Source organism: Yersinia sp. SCPM-O-B-9106 (C-191), from assembly GCF_026183365.1.
Classification (GTDB): Bacteria; Pseudomonadota; Gammaproteobacteria; order Enterobacterales; family Enterobacteriaceae; genus Yersinia; species Yersinia rochesterensis.
Genome location: NZ_CP110791.1, coordinates 2,376,930 through 2,390,988 on the forward strand (window position 1 = coordinate 2,376,930; position 14,059 = coordinate 2,390,988).

A 14,059-nucleotide genomic window follows, 5' to 3' on the forward strand; every position below is an offset into this window, starting at 1 on the left:
CAGTGAATACGTGACCCGATATTTCCTGATATTTTTAAAAACATCGAATTCCTGCATTCTATATATAGGAAATTTCCTACAACTAAATTTCTTGTTTCTTATTTCAATTAAACTATAAACTTATTATCATAATGTTAATAAGTTGTTTACCCACGGGCCTTTTATAGGCAATTAATTTGAATGATAAGCTTTTTTTAATAGTAAAGCTTCTTAATATATTTCAAGGTTTAAATGTTATATTTATATAGAGTTAAGAAAATAAAAAGTAATATGATTTTTATTACTCCGCGCCTGAGTGTAATTGCATTAATATTCGGTCAATTATTTGGTGGTGTAAATGCCCAGCCCATTGTATTAAACGGAACCACAGTTATCCTAGATAATCCAATAGTAATTGACACTGGGTCAGTGGCGGGGAGTGCTGGCTACGCTATTAGTGTTTCCAATGCTGGTAAATTAATTGTAAATAATAGTGTTGAATTATTTACATCGGGTAATCTCGCGCATGGTATTTCCTTAAATAATAATGCCACTGCTGATTTGGCACAAGGCGGCGCTATAATAATTAAGGGTACAGGCTATGGCGTATACAGTGACAGTGGTGCTTCTATTAACTCAAATGGGCCACTATCTATCACCACTAATGGCCGCACTACTTATGCGCTCTATGCACGAGATAATGGGGGAATAAATTTAACGCAGGGTGATATATTAACTAATGGCATTAATGGTACGGGTGTTGGGGCGCTTAGTGGTGGTCAAGTTACTCTCAATAATACTGATATTACCACTACGAATAATAGTTCCCGAGCGGTGTTAAGTACTGGACAGAACAGTCTGGTACAAATTGATAATGCAAATATTAGTACGCAAGGTGGATATACTACCGCTTACACTTGGGGTTCTAGAGGTATCAGTGCTGAAAACAGCGGCAGTATAAAATTAAGTAACAGTAAAGTCAGCACCGTCAGCCAGAGAGGTTTCGCTGTTTATGCGACAAATGGCGGTACTGTGGAACTAAATAATACCGCTATTGATACCCAGGGGGTATCTGGGCATGGGGTAAGTGCAAGCGGGGTCGACTCCATCGTTAATTCAGCGGGTGATCTAACGATTGATACATTTGGTAACTCTGCCCATGCAGCATCAGCCACTCTAGCAGGAGCGGTCAACCTTGGAAGTGGCGCGCGGATCAACACTAGTGGTAATACCTCAAACGGCATTAATATTATCAGTGGTGGTGGTCTTATTACTGGAGATGCTGTCACTTTGACTACCGAGGGTTTGGCTGCCAATGGTATTTATGTTGATACTATGGGAGCCGCTGCGGGGGAGGTGGCCGAAGTGATATTAACTGGGAATTCAAACCTACATACCACTGGTGAAACTTCGGATGGCATATGGAGTGCAGGAAAGCTAACCAGTATTGATATTGAAAATGTCAATATCAATACTGGTGGAAATATTTCTTATGGCATTAATGCTCAACGTGATTCTAAAGTCAAAGTTACACGAGCTGTATTGTCAACTTCAGGTGATTGGTCTTACGGAGCTGTTGCAAACCTAGGCGGGCAAATAAGTCTAGGTGCCGGGAGTTTGATTAATACACTGGGAGAGTATGCGCATGGTCTATGGGCTGCAGATGAAAAAACACAAATTAATGCAAGCGATACTTCCATTGTTGCTTATGGTTTAGGTGCTGATTCTGTCGTAGCAACAAGCCTAGGAACTGTAATATTAAGCCAACGCTCTGGTCAGTTAGTGAGTAACCATGGGACAAACTTCAGTGCTAGCGGTGGAACGATCAATGCAACTCTGGATGGAAGCGAGGTACGCAACAGTGGTTTGCTGATTAGCGCTCTTTCTGATGTTAATGGGCATCAAAGCGATATTTCCTTACAGACCAGTAATTTATCTATGCAAGGCGACATTCTGGCTGACACAATCAGTATTGCTGATCTTTCTATGTACAACACACAGTGGACTGGCGCTGCGACCAACGGCGGGAAAATTGAGATTGATGGACTCAGCCGTTGGGATTTGACACGTAATTCTGATGTTGCGAGTATTACTAACTCCGGTTTAATTAATTTCATGAATCCTGTTCCAGGGGATGTTCTTGTCATACATGGTGACTATGTAGGTAATAATGGCACTTTGCACTTCAATACTCAGTTAGGGGATGATACTTCCTCCACAGATAAAATAGTCATTGAAGGGAATACTTCTGGTATCACTAATGTGAGTGTTAGCAATGCTGGCGGTCAGGGAGACAAAACTCTTAATGGAATTGAGCTGATTCAAGTGAACGGTCAGTCAGACGGTGATTTCGTGCAACGTGGACGTATTGTCGCGGGTGCTTATGACTACAGTTTGGCGCGTGGTGTCGGTGCGAATGCCGTCAACTGGTATCTGAGCAGCGCAGCGGTACCAGTTGACCCGGCGGCCCCAGTTGACCCGGCGACCCCAGTTGACCCGGCGACCCCAGTTGACCCGGCAGCCCCAGTTAACCCGGCAGCCCCAGTTGATCCGGCAGCCCCAGTTGACCCGGCAGCCCCAGTTAACCCGGCAGCCCCAGTTGATCCGGCAGCCCCAGTTGATCCGGCAGCCCCAGTTGACCCGGCAGCCCCAGTTAACCCGGCAGCCCCAGGTGACCCAGGTGAGCGAGTTGACTCAGTTAACCCATCACCATTGACCGTGCGCCCCGAGGCTGGTAGTTATATGGCCAACTTAGCTGCCTCGAACAATATGTTTGTAACACGCTTGCATGATCGTTTAGGCGAAACTCAATATATTGATGCGTTGACTGGCGAATACAAAGTGACCAGCATGTGGTTGCGTAATGAAGGTGGCCATACCCGCTCTCGTGATACTTCAGGTCAACTGAATACACAAGCTAACCGCTATGTAATGCAATTAGGTGGAGATATTGCTCAATGGAGCAATAATGAAATGGACCGTTTTCATCTTGGCGTTATGGCTGGTTATGGTAACAGCAAAAGTACCACTGTATCACGCGTATCAGGCTACAATGCCAAAGGGTCAACTTATGGTTATAGCGCGGGCGTATATGGAACCTGGTACGCTAATAAAGAAGATAAAGCTGGGTTATACGTGGACAGTTGGGTGCAATACAATTGGTTCAACAATACAGTGGAAGGTCAGGATCTAGCTGCTGAAGAATACAAATCTAAAGGGATAACAACATCTGTCGAAAGCGGTTATACATTTAAAGTCGGTGAAAATGCTGCTAAGAATGCGACCTACTTTATCCAGCCTAAGTCACAGATAACCTGGATGGGAGTAAAAGCCGATGACCATAAAGAAGCAAACGGTACCAATATATCGGTTGATGGAGATGGAAATATCCAGGTACGTCTGGGAGTGAAAGCCTTTATGAACGGCTATAGTAGCCAAGATAAAGGCAAAGATCGGGTGTTCCAGCCTTTTGTTGAAGCTAATTGGATACACAACACTAAAGATTTTGGTGTCACAATGGATAATGCTACCGTGAAGCAAGATGGGGCTGCAAATATCGGTGAGCTAAAAGCAGGTGTTGAAGGTCAGATTAACAAGAAAGTCAATCTTTGGGGTAATGTAGCTCAACAAATTGGTAGTAAAGGCTACAGTGACACTGCTGTGATATTAGGTATTAAATATAACTTCTAATTAGCATTTGAAATAGCAAATTAGGTTGTCAATAGAGAGTGTTAGAAATTCTGTGTCATTCCAGTAATATGCAATCAAAAAGGAATGACACATGTTCCACCCCTTCGATTTTGACAAAGCCCTTAAAGCACTCCAGTCTGGTCAGGCACTAACGGGGAAAAATGGTATTTTAACATCTTTAATAAAACAGTTAACCGAAGCAGCACTGGCTGCTGAGCTTGACTCTCATCTGGCTCAGGATATGGAAGCCAACCGTAAAAACGGCTCCAGTAAAAAGACCATTAAAGCCACTACGGGCAACTTCGAACTGGCGACGCCACGTGATCGTAATGGCTCGTTTGAACCCCTGTTAGTGAAAAAGCATCAAACCACACTGTCCGACGAGATCGAACGCAAGATCATTCGTCTGTTTGCACTGGGGATGTCCTCATGTGGCTTATGAAGACATTACTAATTACTAATATCGGGGTGTACTAATCAACGGGGAGCAGGTCAGGTACGCAACTGTGTATACAGTTTACTTTGTGACACAGATCATGCCATAAAGTGAAGTCATATTATCACCACTTAATGCAATGGCAATAAAACCTAGCGAATAATCTATTAATACTGCAACCAAACAGTGATAATGATCACCGACAAAGTTATCATGCTTAAACTGCTCTACGATCAGCATAATATCAACACCATATAACTGAGGGTCTACTATTGCAGCGACACCCTGTTACATCCTCCAGAATTTTGTCGATTGGTTATGATCCTGAAAATCGCATGCTGGAGATACAGTTCAGAGAACAAGGGATTTATCAGTATCTTGGCGTCCCTGAGCGTGTTCACCAGAATTTTATGTCGGCCGTTTCGAAAGGTCGTTTTTTTGATGGCGTAATAAAAGGCAAATTTTTATGCCGGAAAATTGGCTAGGCAAAAAATAATCAAATAAAAACACATCATTACACCACATTGAAACGGTTACTTCTATGATAAGCATTTGCAAAGAAGCCTACCGTTTCAGTATCTTAGCCGCTCACGCCCTCAAGTTCTTATCCCATGAAGTGACGCCATAAATAAGAAATTGGCACGACAAACAATAATGCTGGTAGAAAATTCACCACAGCAAATATTTTAATTTGAGCAATTCGCAATCCAACTGCAATCATAATAATCCCACCACAGGCGGAAAAATCGGCAAAAGCGATGTCATCCATGTACGGCATAATAAGTTTTGCCAGAAAAACCAATGCGATTTGAATGAGCAATTGAGGAATCGCAATGGCTACCAATGCAATACCTAGTGAGATGGAAAATATCAGCGCGGTGAAAAAGTCCATCAGAGCTTTTACGAATAGCAGCTGAAAATCACCGGTAAGACCTTCAGTTAGAGAACCTACAACCCCTAATCCGCTGGCACAAAACAAGACAATCATGGCGGTAAAACTTTGTGCAAACTCCTGTGGCGGTAAGGTACTGCGTGAAGGAATGATGCGGTCTAACAAAGCACGAGTTTTATTGGCCCCCCACTTCACACCTTGTTCCAGCGATAGTAGCTCCCCTACTGCTGTCCCAATAATCAGTGCCAAAATGACAGCAGGCATAAAGTGCACTTTTATCACCATCACAATACCAATGGATATCGATGCCAGAGCGAATGTTGCCGGTAATCCCTCTTGGAGCCGTTTGGGCACATGACGGGCAAGCAAGACACCTACGATACCCCCAAGGATTATCCCAGCACTGTTAATAAATGGACCGACCATAGCATGCTCCCAACCGCTAAAATGCGTTCTGATGAGTTAAAGTGTGTCTGTTTTAGAATTGGTATTTCCGCTAATAGCTAAAGACAAACGATTGAATCGCCGACACAATTTTTTTAAATGTTACGTTTGGCGAAGGGAACTGATTTTATCACACATACAACAGGCGTCAGTTGTATAAAGGTGTTTATCCTTACCAACAATGATTTACATTATGATCTATTGCTTTTGAGTAGCACTGGGTGTATTGCTATTTCAACAGGATATGTCCATAATCAATTTCCGTTTCCGTGTAGCAATGGTTACTGGAACGCCGCCCCGATTGTTTACGCAATCGGGGCGTTTTATTTGGCCCAGACCAAGAATTACATGCTTTCTTTCCCCTCTCCTCGTCAATACTCCTCATTGCTTAAAATGGCGGCGTTTCCCTAAATACTGAACAATAAGATATATTCCATCCCTTTTTCTTCCGTATTTTATTGCCTATGATTTGCACACTGGTCAATAAGAGGGAGAAATACGATGAAACAGACTAACGACGTTCTGTCGGGCCTCGAACTTTACTTTCGCCGGACACATCAACAGAACACAGAGAAAACACCTTGGTTTACTCGCTGGTTGTATATTCCGATAGAAGAAAGGATGCAGATACTGGATGATTTACTGAAGCCATACCCTGCTGCTACAGAGTACCAAAAGAAATAAGCTATGCGAGTCGAGAGAGATATTGAGTAAAAAGAGGATAACGGTTGAGATGCACTCACTCTGATGAGTGCATTTTGGCCAGATCGATAGCGGCTTGAATTGCTGAGCGCGCTTGAGGGCTATTTTTCCAACACGTCGATCCCACCATGGCAACCGCGCTGCTAACAATCTCATTCATATCAGCCTGACCAAGTTGAGTCAGAGAAGTAAAACCGAGCTGCTCCAGACGTGTAATAACAGTCGGCCCAACCCCCTTGACGGCCAACAAAGCGCTGCGTTCATTATCAGTAAATGCCATGCTAGCCTCCGGAGAGATAAGGTGAAAGTTAATAAAAAGGCACGTTATTTAAAGTAAAACCATGCTGTCACAATCAAACCATCCTTTACTTCAAAAACAGCCATACTCTCTATTGGCTCATCACTTAATCCGTAAATTTTTTCCAAATCGAACACTTTATTACCCAATACGCTACGAGAAATTAATTCAGCTCTTAATGCAGGAATATTAAAACGTTGTGTCCGATAAAACTCTGTCAATTGCTGTTTTCCCACCAGCGATGGTGTGGTAGACGGCATTCTGTAAGCAACAAATGAGTCACTAAAATTTGCCACGAAAGCGGCTAGATCATGCTGATTATAAGCATAAAACTGTTTTTCTACCGGTAATAATGCGCTTGACATAAAACCTCAAAATGAATTTAAATGCACAATAAATGAAAATGAATTCATCTTGTGCATCTTGTCAAACAAAACCGACTATGGGCTCAGTTAAAAGTGATTAGAGCCGCTTCCTGGACGCATTTTCCGCACTGAAAAACCAGAGCTCGGGCAAACGGTTAGGATAAAAGCGGATTTCGTAAGTATCTTTAAGCGGTGCTAAGCGCCAACGGGGACGGGCTTCACGTTTAGGTTTTAAAAAACGCAAACGACCACGATCACGTGCAGCTTGTGTATCTAACACCCACGCAGCGGAAGCCGATAATGGCTGACGAATATATTCATCTTCAACACTGATATCACAAATACACAAAACCTTATTCCTTGCAAAAATTGATGCTGACATGATTATGCTTTAAATAATTCGAGTTGCAGGAAGGCGGCAATTAAGCGAACTCCCAGGAGCTTACTTATTTTAAGGTCAACAATCAGTAAGTGACTAGGATGACAAATCTGCCGGCAGCAGCTTGAACTATGGTGAGTATATTCTGGATCTGCGGTATTGAGCCAACTGTTGCCAGCCAAAGATTTGATCTACATCACATATCTTCGGGTGCTTGTTATCTCCGTTACACTCATTGCTGGGCGTCGATGCCAATGACGTTGGGCAATAGCATTGGTATCGCGTAGAGTGGCAAGGTAAGTAATCATTGCGTATGCGGGCATATTTGCCTGATGTGCAGCTAATTGCCTAATATGTTTTACTTTCATTGGGTTGGTTTAAAGTTATGTCCGGAGCAAGATGAATGCATAGTATTCTTGAGTTATTTAAAGCCATTGGCCTGGGGTTAGTTCTCCTGCTGCCATTGGCAAACCCATTGACGACAGTGGCACTATTACTCGGTTTATCCGGCAATATGACCAGCGAAGAGCGTAATCAACAGTCGAAGATGGCATCAATTTATGTCTTCTTTATTATGACTGTCGCTTACTACGCAGGTCAGGTTGTCATGAGTACCTTTGGTATTTCGATTCCTGGATTGCGCATCGCGGGCGGACTGATTGTGGCATTCATTGGTTTTCGTATGCTTTTCCCACAGCAATCCGCAGAAGATACGCAGTTAGAAGCAAAATCACAGGATTTAAAGAAACGAAAATCGATCAATATTGCCTTTGTGCCATTGGCAATGCCCAGTACCGCCGGGCCAGGAACTATCGCCATGATCATCAGCTCAGCAGCCTCGGTAAAAGGTCATGACATGTTCAGCCCATGGGTTGTGACAGTTGCACCCGTGCTGATTTTTCTCAGTGTTTCACTGATTTTATGGGGTTCACTGCTCAGTTCTGGTGCCATTATGCGTTGGGTCGGGAAAGGTGGTATTGAAGCTATTTCACGGCTGATGGGATTCTTACTGGTGTGTATGGGCGTACAGTTTATTATCAACGGTGTGCTGGATATTATTGCCAATTACCACACTGTGGTTGCATAACCTAACAATGACCAAGAAAGAAACGCTAGCCGATGTTTACGCTGATGCATCCATAAACGACATCGGTTAGCGTTTTAATATTATTCTGACATCGCCCGGTAAGCGGTATCGACTTTCCACAAATAACGTGGCGCTTGTGCGGCTGGGTGCTTCTTTTGTATATGCTGATAAAATTCGTTCGGGCTAAGACTATTAATTTTATTCACTGCCAGACGTTTATCAGATGAGAACGTCCGCAGCATAGCACCCGCGCCATTGGCGTAAGAGACGATAGTCGCATAACGCAATGTTTGCGGATCACTGATCCCCGCTAACTGCTGGTTTTGCAAAATATTGATATAAGCCGTCCCAATATCAATATTCTTCACTGGATCTTTTAATTCGCCAGAGCTTGGTTGACCATTACGCCCTTTCATCCGGTAGGCATCACGACCCGCAGTAGAGGCTTTAATTTGCATCAAACCCACAGCATTTGAAGTACTGACCACATTAGGATTATAACCAGACTCCACTTGGATAATGGCTTTAATCAAAGTTTCATCAACACCATAATGGCTGGCGGCTTGTTTAATTACATCGCTATATGCAACTGTACTTGAACCTACGCTGCTTTTTTGTGCATTAAGGAAACCACCTTGGGGCGCGTTCTTCAGCCACCCATTATTTGCTTGCGGTGGCGGGGTTTGTTTGGCGCACCCCGCCAGCAATAAAATTGCCATTAGGCAACCGACTTTTGAATTCACAGTATTCCCCGAGCTAGTAAGCTGTTTGGTAGCATATACAAGTTGTCACTTCGTCCAAATAGATTTTTTGCGCTAGTTTGACCATTATTAACATAATGATCAGGCTATATTCGGTAACTATCGGTAAGTTTTAGTTTATTGTATGGCGGGGCTTGACTTCATCGCTAATGATATTGATAATCATTTTCATTTAAAGAAAGGGAACATCGCCATGTTTACTAAGCAAAAAATACCCTACCTGCACTCTATTCACGGCTTCAGACCTGGTTTTTTACGGGCTATCGCCTTGTTAACAGCTGTGGCAATTTCATCACTGATCAGCACCTCAGCGTTGGCAGAAAATAAGCCCAACGATCCGGATAAAAAATTCAAAATTGTGACAACATTCACGATTATTCAGGATATTGCGCAAAATGTCGCCGGTGATGCGGCCGTGGTCGAGTCGATAACCAAACCCGGTGCTGAAATCCATGACTATCAACCGACCCCGCGTGACATCGTCAAAGCACAGTCAGCGGACCTGATTTTATGGAATGGCATGAATCTGGAACGTTGGTTTGAGCGCTTCTTCGAAAATATTAAAGATGTCCCCTCTGCTGTAGTGACTGACGGCATTACTCCGCTCCCTATCCGTGAAGGGCCATATAAAGGTATTCCTAACCCACATGCCTGGATGTCCCCCTCAAACGCATTGATTTATATTGAAAATATTCGCAAGGCGCTGGTTGAACACGATCCCGCTCATGCTGATACTTATAATCGCAATGCTAAAGCCTATGCTGAAAAAATTGCCGCACTGGATGCTCCGCTACGTGAGCGTTTATCCCGAATTCCAGAACAGCAACGCTGGCTAGTGACCAGTGAAGGTGCTTTCAGTTATCTGGCAAAAGATTATGGTTTTAAAGAAGTTTATTTATGGCCAATCAATGCTGAAGAGCAAGGTTCTCCACAACAGGTACGCCATGTTATTGATACCATGCGCGCCAATAAAATCCCGGTCATATTTAGCGAAAGCACTATTTCTGATAAACCTGCTAAACAAGTCAGCAAAGAAACCGGCGCACAATATGGTGGCGTGTTATATGTTGATTCTCTCTCGAATGAGCAAGGCCCTGTTCCTACTTATATCGATTTGATTAACACCACGGTGCAAACTATTGCGAAAGGATTTGGTCAATGAACCCTGCTGTTTTTGTCCGCCCGGAGTTGATAGTGGATAACGTCACTGTCACCTATAACAATGGGCATACGGCTATTTATGATGCCAGTTTTTCCCTCACTGGCGGGACTATTTGCGCATTAGTCGGCGTCAATGGTAGCGGTAAATCGACTCTGTTTAAAAGCATCATGGGGCAAGTCAAACCCAGCGTGGGCAAAGTAGAACTGAGTGATAAACCGGTTAGCCACGCCTTAAAGCAAAATACCATCGCCTACGTGCCGCAGACCGAAGATGTAGATTGGAACTTTCCGGTCTTAGTTGAAGACGTGGTGATGATGGGTCGTTACGGGAAAATGAATTTTTTGCGTATCCCGAGCCGGGAAGATAAAGCTCTGGTTGATAAGGCTATTGAGCGGGTCGGATTAACCGCATTGCGTTCACGACAAATCGGCGAACTGTCTGGCGGGCAGAAAAAACGGGTATTTCTGGCGCGCGCACTGGCCCAGCAAGGCACGGTATTACTGCTGGATGAGCCTTTCACCGGAGTTGATGTCAAAACAGAAAATGCCATCATTGATTTGCTGCGCGCGCTGCGCGATGAAGGCCATCTTATTTTGGTTTCAACTCATAACCTCGGCAGTGTGCCGGAGTTTTGTGACCACGTTATTTTGATTAATCAGACTGTGCTCGCGGCGGGCCCAACAGAAACCACCTTTACTCAAAAAAACCTTGAAATGACCTTTGGTGGCGTCCTGCGCCATATCAATCTATCGGGAAATACGCTTCACGACGATAATGACCCGCGCACCGTGACAGTTATCACTGATGACGAGCGCCCTGCGGTATTTTATGGTCATACCAAAGATGATCCACCGGCGCAAAGCCAGTCGAAGGAGAATACTCCCTAATGCTGGACATTTTACTGCAACCCTTTAACTACAATTACATGGTGAAGGCCATTTGGGTGAGCGCGATTGTCGGTGCGGTCTGTGCTTTCTTATCCGCTTATTTGATGCTGAAAGGCTGGTCGCTGATGGGAGATGCGCTCTCGCACTCCGTGGTGCCCGGTGTGGCGGGTGCTTATGCCCTCGGCCTGCCTTATGCCGCTGGCGCATTCTTTACCGGCATGCTCGCTGCATTGGCTATGACATTAGTCCGCCACATTACCCGCCTGCGTGAAGATGCCATCATCGGTTTTATTTTCTCCACTTTTTTTGCCGTCGGGCTGTTAATTGTTTCGCTCAATCCCACCTCGGTTAATGTGCAGTCGATTATTTTCGGTAATATTTTGGGCATAGCCGATGAAGATGTTTTGCAAGTCGAAATCATTATTTTGGTCTCTTTTGTGATTTTATGTCTGATTTGGAAAGACTTGCTGGCGGTGTTTTTTGATGAAGGCCATGCTCTGTCGATTGGCCTGTCACCACTGCGGTTAAAGATTTTATTCTTCACCTTGCTGAGCGCCTGTACTGTGGCTGCGCTGCAAACTGTCGGGGCGATTTTAGTGATTGCTATGGTGGTCACGCCGGGCGCAACCGCCTATTTGTTGACTGACCGTTTCAGCCGTTTATTGGTGATAGCTATCGCCATTGGGGCTTTTACCAGTGCTTTTGGCGCTTATCTCAGCTTTTATCTTAATGGGGCAACCGGCGGGGTCATTGTGACTTTACAAACAGTGGTGTTCCTGTTGGCCTTTGTCTTCGCCCCTAAACACGGCTTGCTGGCAACACGTTATCAAACGCGCCAGAAGCGCCGTCAACCTGCGGCCCCACGTCCGGAGGATAATATATGAATACCTTGTTCAGCCTGGTCAGCGAACCTTTCGCCTACCCTTTTATGCAACGGGCGATAGTGGCCGCCATCATTACCGGTGTGGTGTGCGCAGTTTTATCTTGTTACCTGGTGCTAAAAGGTTGGTCATTGATGGGGGATGCTATCTCTCATGCCGTGCTACCGGGCATTGTATTGGCCTTTTGGTTGGGTATCCCATTGGTTATCGGGGCTTTTATTTCGGGGATCTTCTGTGCTGTCGCCACTGGCTATTTAAAAGAAAACAGCCGGGTTAAAGAGGATACGGTCATGGGGATTGTATTCTCGGGGATGTTCGCTTTTGGTCTGGTGCTATTTTCCCGTATGGATACTGACCAGCATCTTAGCCATATTTTGTTCGGCAATATGCTGGGTATTTCACTGGCGGAACTGAAACAAACCTTATGGATTGCCGGGTTCACTCTGTTAGTGGTGCTGTTAAAGCGCAAAGATTTCATGCTGTACTGCTTTGACCCAAACCACGCCCGTGTCATTGGGCTGCCGGTTAAATTATTGCACTATAGTTTACTCTGTTTGCTGGCATTAACTATTGTGGCTTCATTGCAGGCGGTTGGGGTTATTTTAGTTATCGCCATGTTGATATCTCCGGGTATTATCGCCTTTATGGTGTGCCGCAGCTTTGATCAGATGCTGGTTGTCGCCACTCTGGCTTCAGTGCTTTCGTGTGTATTAGGGACATTAATAAGCTTCCATATTGACGGCGCAACAGGCCCCTGCATCGTCATTATTCAGGCATTATTCTTTGTCATCGCACTCATATACAGCCATATAAAGCCGATGAAAGGCCGCCCAATAGCGTTGAAAACCAAAGATGGCGGGGCTGAAAATACGCCCAAAGGTAACCTGCTATAATAAATTGAGCTTTAATATACTTGCCGTATTGTATTTGCGCACTACGGCTTATTATTAATGACTATTCACCAAATGTATTTCTGTCGCCATAGCAGTAAGTCATCGGCCAGAGCATGAATTGCGGCCCAATAAGCAGTGGAATCTTCCTTTTGTTTGATCCTGCATGTGTTCCCTGTGCACGGGGTCTTGTGCTTCGCACCATAAAGAAGTTAACCTAACATTCTGCATTCAAGATCATTGGGATTGCAGGTAGGCAGCAAGCGAACAACGCTTCAATAATCATAAATGAAGGGTATAACTGGCAGCTGATAGGGGGTGAATCATGTGGCAAGTAGTGAATCGTCTGTTAAGTGAATATTTCGGGCCCGCTGAAATCCGAGAAAGAACCGAACTGCCCGGCGGGGATATTCATGATGCCTGGCGTCTCAGCTATGGTGATACTGAAGTTTTCGTCAAATGTGATGCCCGTGAAATGCTGCCCATATTTACCGCCGAGGCAGACCAACTTTCTCTATTAGCCCGCAGCAAAACCGTCCAAGTCCCTGAAGTTTATGGTGTGGGCAGTGATCGTGAATACAGCTTCCTGCTACTTGAATATATCCCGCTTAAACCCTTAGATGCTCATAACGCTTATTGTCTGGGTCAACAATTAGCGCATTTACATCAATGGAGTGAACAACTGCAATTTGGGCTGGATTTTGATAATGATTTGTCCACCACACCACAACCCAATAGCTGGCAACGGCGCTGGGCGCAGTTTTTCGCTGAACAGCGCATTGGTTGGCAATTACAATTGGCGGCCGAGAAAGGCATGTCGTTTGGTGATATCGAGCATATCACTCATCTGATTCAAGAACGCTTACAGGGCCACCAGCCGCAACCTTCCCTGCTACATGGCGATTTATGGCCGGCAAACTGTGCTTCCAGTGCCAATGGGCCGGTTATTTTTGATCCCGCCTGTTATTGGGGTGACCGCGAGTGTGACCTTGCCATGTTGCCGCTCTACCCAGAACTTCCGGCACAGATTTATGATGGTTATCAGAGTATCTGGCCACTTCCGGCTGACTTTATTGAGCGCCAACCTATTTATCAACTTTATTACTTATTGAACCGCAGTAATCTGTTTGGTGGGCAACACTGGATTAATGCTCAGATTGCGGTTGAAAAACTGCTGTATCCAGAAAGATTTTAATGCAGCGCTAA

At 44.6% G+C, this 14,059-nt stretch carries 15 protein-coding genes and 1 pseudogene; 10 read left to right on the forward strand and 6 right to left on the reverse strand.

Features of this window, described 5'->3' with window-relative positions:
• The first annotated feature begins 270 nt into the window (after positions 1-270).
• Both OP863_RS10905 and OP863_RS10910 read left to right on the forward strand, forming a co-directional pair.
• Positions 271-3,669, forward strand: a complete 3,399-nt coding sequence (locus tag OP863_RS10905) for an autotransporter outer membrane beta-barrel domain-containing protein (protein ID WP_265525253.1) — start codon at positions 271-273, stop codon at positions 3,667-3,669.
• A gap of 91 nt (positions 3,670-3,760) precedes the next feature.
• A pseudogene (locus OP863_RS10910) lies at positions 3,761-4,096 on the forward strand (transposase); the annotation flags it as partial.
• A gap of 90 nt (positions 4,097-4,186) precedes the next feature.
• Here OP863_RS10910 and OP863_RS10915 read toward each other — a convergent pair.
• Entirely contained in the window at positions 4,187-4,345 is a 159-nt protein-coding gene (locus OP863_RS10915) for a hypothetical protein (protein WP_162928744.1), read from the reverse strand.
• A gap of 32 nt (positions 4,346-4,377) precedes the next feature.
• Between OP863_RS10915 and OP863_RS10920 the strand changes: the two genes are divergently transcribed.
• Entirely contained in the window at positions 4,378-4,590 is a 213-nt protein-coding gene (locus tag OP863_RS10920; RefSeq protein ID WP_038632569.1) for a KTSC domain-containing protein, read from the forward strand.
• 119 nt (positions 4,591-4,709) lie between these two features.
• On the opposite strand, the gene OP863_RS10925 is transcribed toward OP863_RS10920, so the two are convergent.
• On the reverse strand, positions 4,710-5,423 hold the full coding sequence (locus OP863_RS10925) for a DUF554 domain-containing protein (protein ID WP_038632567.1): 714 nt from the start codon (positions 5,421-5,423) through the stop codon (positions 4,710-4,712).
• Between the two features lie 519 nt (positions 5,424-5,942).
• Between OP863_RS10925 and OP863_RS10930 the strand changes: the two genes are divergently transcribed.
• Complete coding sequence (locus OP863_RS10930; protein WP_038632565.1) at positions 5,943-6,125, forward strand: hypothetical protein; 183 nt, start codon at positions 5,943-5,945, stop codon at positions 6,123-6,125.
• A gap of 55 nt (positions 6,126-6,180) precedes the next feature.
• Here the strand turns inward: OP863_RS10930 and OP863_RS10935 are convergent, their stop codons facing one another.
• The 3 genes from OP863_RS10935 to OP863_RS10945 form a co-directional block, all read right to left on the reverse strand.
• On the reverse strand, positions 6,181-6,423 hold the full coding sequence (locus OP863_RS10935) for a helix-hairpin-helix domain-containing protein (RefSeq protein WP_265525254.1): 243 nt from the start codon (positions 6,421-6,423) through the stop codon (positions 6,181-6,183).
• Between the two features lie 44 nt (positions 6,424-6,467).
• A complete protein-coding gene (locus tag OP863_RS10940; RefSeq protein ID WP_038632561.1) occupies positions 6,468-6,806 on the reverse strand; it encodes a nuclear transport factor 2 family protein in 339 nt (112 codons plus the stop codon).
• Between the two features lie 97 nt (positions 6,807-6,903).
• Positions 6,904-7,155, reverse strand: a complete 252-nt coding sequence (locus OP863_RS10945) for a hypothetical protein (RefSeq protein WP_038632559.1) — start codon at positions 7,153-7,155, stop codon at positions 6,904-6,906.
• A gap of 433 nt (positions 7,156-7,588) precedes the next feature.
• Here OP863_RS10945 and OP863_RS10950 point away from each other — a divergent pair, with 433 nt between their 5' ends.
• Entirely contained in the window at positions 7,589-8,272 is a 684-nt protein-coding gene (locus tag OP863_RS10950; protein ID WP_038632557.1) for a MarC family NAAT transporter, read from the forward strand.
• A gap of 80 nt (positions 8,273-8,352) precedes the next feature.
• Here the strand turns inward: OP863_RS10950 and OP863_RS10955 are convergent, their stop codons facing one another.
• On the reverse strand, positions 8,353-9,015 hold the full coding sequence (locus tag OP863_RS10955; RefSeq protein ID WP_038632555.1) for a transglycosylase SLT domain-containing protein: 663 nt from the start codon (positions 9,013-9,015) through the stop codon (positions 8,353-8,355).
• Positions 9,016-9,226: 211 nt separating this feature from the next.
• Here OP863_RS10955 and yfeA point away from each other — a divergent pair, with 211 nt between their 5' ends.
• From yfeA to OP863_RS10980, 5 genes are all read left to right on the forward strand, one after another.
• The gene (gene yfeA / locus OP863_RS10960; protein ID WP_038639472.1) at positions 9,227-10,195 is read left to right on the forward strand and encodes an iron/manganese ABC transporter substrate-binding protein YfeA; all 969 of its coding nucleotides are present in this window, start codon (positions 9,227-9,229) and stop codon (positions 10,193-10,195) included.
• Positions 10,192-11,082 (forward strand): iron/manganese ABC transporter ATP-binding protein YfeB, encoded by an 891-nt coding sequence (gene yfeB / locus OP863_RS10965; RefSeq protein ID WP_038632553.1) that lies wholly within the window; start codon positions 10,192-10,194, stop codon positions 11,080-11,082. The genes yfeA and yfeB overlap by 4 nt, the downstream gene beginning before the upstream one ends.
• Positions 11,082-11,966: an iron/manganese ABC transporter permease subunit YfeC gene (gene yfeC, locus OP863_RS10970; RefSeq protein ID WP_145588387.1), complete on the forward strand. Its 885-nt coding sequence runs from the start codon at positions 11,082-11,084 to the stop codon at positions 11,964-11,966. Before yfeB ends, yfeC begins: the two co-directional genes overlap by 1 nt.
• Complete coding sequence (gene yfeD, locus OP863_RS10975; protein WP_038632549.1) at positions 11,963-12,856, forward strand: iron/manganese ABC transporter permease subunit YfeD; 894 nt, start codon at positions 11,963-11,965, stop codon at positions 12,854-12,856. Before yfeC ends, yfeD begins: the two co-directional genes overlap by 4 nt.
• Positions 12,857-13,178: 322 nt before the next feature.
• The gene (locus OP863_RS10980; RefSeq protein ID WP_145588386.1) at positions 13,179-14,048 is read left to right on the forward strand and encodes a fructosamine kinase family protein; all 870 of its coding nucleotides are present in this window, start codon (positions 13,179-13,181) and stop codon (positions 14,046-14,048) included.
• Positions 14,049-14,059: the final 11 nt, after the last annotated feature.